This is a genomic window from Sphaerisporangium dianthi (assembly GCF_042654065.1).
Lineage (GTDB): Bacteria > Actinomycetota > Actinomycetes > Streptosporangiales > Streptosporangiaceae > Sphaerisporangium > Sphaerisporangium dianthi.
Map to the genome: position 1 here is coordinate 1 of NZ_JBHSFP010000094.1, position 2370 is coordinate 2370.

A 2370-nucleotide genomic window follows, 5' to 3' on the forward strand; every position below is an offset into this window, starting at 1 on the left:
CGGCTCAGTGAAGGTCGAGGCCTACAGCATCCAAGGCGCCGGCCACAACCTGCCCAGCAGCGGCATGGCCGCCGTCGCCATCGAATTCTTCGGCCTCACCGGCACTAACCCCACCCCCACCCCCACCGTCACCCCCACCGTCACCCCCACGCCGACCCCGACTCCCACGCCGACTCCCACGCCGACCCCGACGCCGACGCCGACGCCGACGCCGGGGGATTCTTCGTGCAGGGTCGCCTACGTCCCCAACACCTGGAACAACGGATTCACCGCCAACGTCACCATCTCCAACCGGGGTACGACCACCGTCAACGGCTGGACCGTGACGTGGACCTGGCCGGGCAACCAGCAGGTCACCAACGCCTGGAACGCCACCGTGACCCAGTCGGGCACGCAGGCCACGGCGCGCAACGTCAGCTACAACAGCACCATCGCGCCCGGAGCCGACGCCACTTTCGGCTTCCAGGGCACCTATAGCGGTACCAACACGGCGCCCAGCCAGTTCCGCCTCAACAACACCCTCTGCACCGTCGCGTAACCGGCGGAGATCGCCTTCGCCCGCGGCCCCTCCCGGCAGTGTCGCCGGAGGGCCGCGGAGCGGTCGCGCGATCTCGCCTCGGACTCCACGAGCCGCGCTGCCACACGCCGTTCCGGCTCCGCTCAATCCAACCCCGCCGGCGCGGCCACGGTCGCGCCGGCTTTCGCCGCTTCTCGCCCGGCAGGGCCCGTACCGCGCGGTCGCCGCGCCGTGATGCAACTTTCATCCATCGCCGACGTGGCGTGGCCGGGGACGCACCGGCCGGAGAACGTACTCGGCCGCTTCCATCAGCCGAAAGGCCGGAGGAACACGTCACCCGGCAGTCGAATCGATTCGTGTCAGTCTTGACATGTTACGAGAAGGTTTCCACACTGAATCCCGAAGACGGCTTCTTCTTGCCTGTACCGGTGGTGGAGGGCAGGGGCCGTCGTTCGTGACGCCAGTGGCGCCGTCCGCGGCACCACGAGGTGCGGCGCTGGGCTACGCCGCCGGTCGTCCGTTGTCCCTCCGCGTTCCCCCTTTCTCATCGGATCTCATCGATTTCAGTTGTGGAGGCTCAGGCATGGGCGAAAACGCCATACCCCCAGATGGACCCCGAAGGCCGATCCGCGGTGCCCGCCGGATGGCGGTCGCCGGCGTGGTCGGAGTGCTCGGCGCGGTCACCGCGCTGGTGATCCCCACCTCCGCCGGCGCCGCCGCCTCGACGCTGGGCGCGGCGGCGGCGCAGAGCGGCCGCTACTTCGGCGCGGCGATCTCCGCCAGCCACCTGAACGACTCCACCTACGTGGCGACCTGGGACCGGGAGTTCAACTCGGTCACCACCGAGAACGAGATGAAGTGGGACGCCACCGAGCCCTCCCGCAACTCGTTCCGCTTCACCTCCGCCGACCGGATCGTCACTCACGCCCAGAGCGTGGGCATGAAGATCCGCGGGCACACCCTGGTCTGGCACGGCCAGCTGCCCGGCTGGGTCTCCAGCCTGTCCACCGCCGACCTGCGCACCGCGATGACCAACCACATCAACGGCGTCATGGGCCACTACAAGGGCCAGATCCACACCTGGGACGTGGTCAACGAGGCCTTCAACGACGGCGGCGCCGTCGGCACCCTGCGCAGCTCGGTCTTCACCCAGAAACTCGGCAACGGCTTCATCGAAGAGGCCTTCCGCGCCGCGCGCGCCGCCGACCCGGCCGCCAAGCTCTGCTACAACGACTACAACATCGACGACGCCAACGCCAACAAGACCCGCGGCGTCTACAACATGGTCAAGGACTTCAAGGCCCGCGGCGTGCCCATCGACTGCGTCGGCCTGCAGTCGCACTTCGGCAACCCCCCGAGCAACTACCAGAGCAACATCGCCCAGTTCGCCGCCCTCGGCGTCGACGTGCAGATCACCGAACTCGACATCGGCGGCTCCGGATCCACCCAGGCCGACGCCTACCGCCGCGTCACCCAAGCCTGCCTCGCCGTCTCCCGCTGCACCGGCATCACCGTCTGGGGCGTCACCGACAAGTACTCCTGGCGCTCCGGCGACACCCCCCTGCTGTTCGACGGCAACTTCAACAAGAAGGCCGCCTACACCTCCGTCCTGAACGCTCTCAACGCCGGGGGCCCCAGCCCCAGCCCCGAACCCACCCCCACCGTGACCCCGACCCCGACCCCGACGCCCACCGCCGGTGGCGCGGGTGCGATCCGCGGCGTCGGCTCGGGCCGATGTGTGGACGTGACCGGCGGCTCGCAGGCCAACGGCGCCCAGGCGCAGATCTACGACTGCAACGGCCAGGCCGGTCAGCAGTGGACGTCCACCGGTTCGAGTGAGCTGCGGGTGTACG

General features: G+C 69.2%; 2 protein-coding genes. Both read left to right on the top strand.

The genetic code is table 11. From position 1 onward, the window contains the following. Window positions 1-538: cellulose binding domain-containing protein (locus ACFO60_RS40710; RefSeq protein WP_380852876.1), on the top strand; the 538-nt coding region annotated here is incomplete at its 5' end. 622 nt (window positions 539-1160) lie between these two features. Continuing rightward, on the top strand, window positions 1161-2370 hold a 1210-nt coding region (locus ACFO60_RS40715), incomplete at its 3' end, for a glycoside hydrolase family 10 protein (protein WP_380852879.1).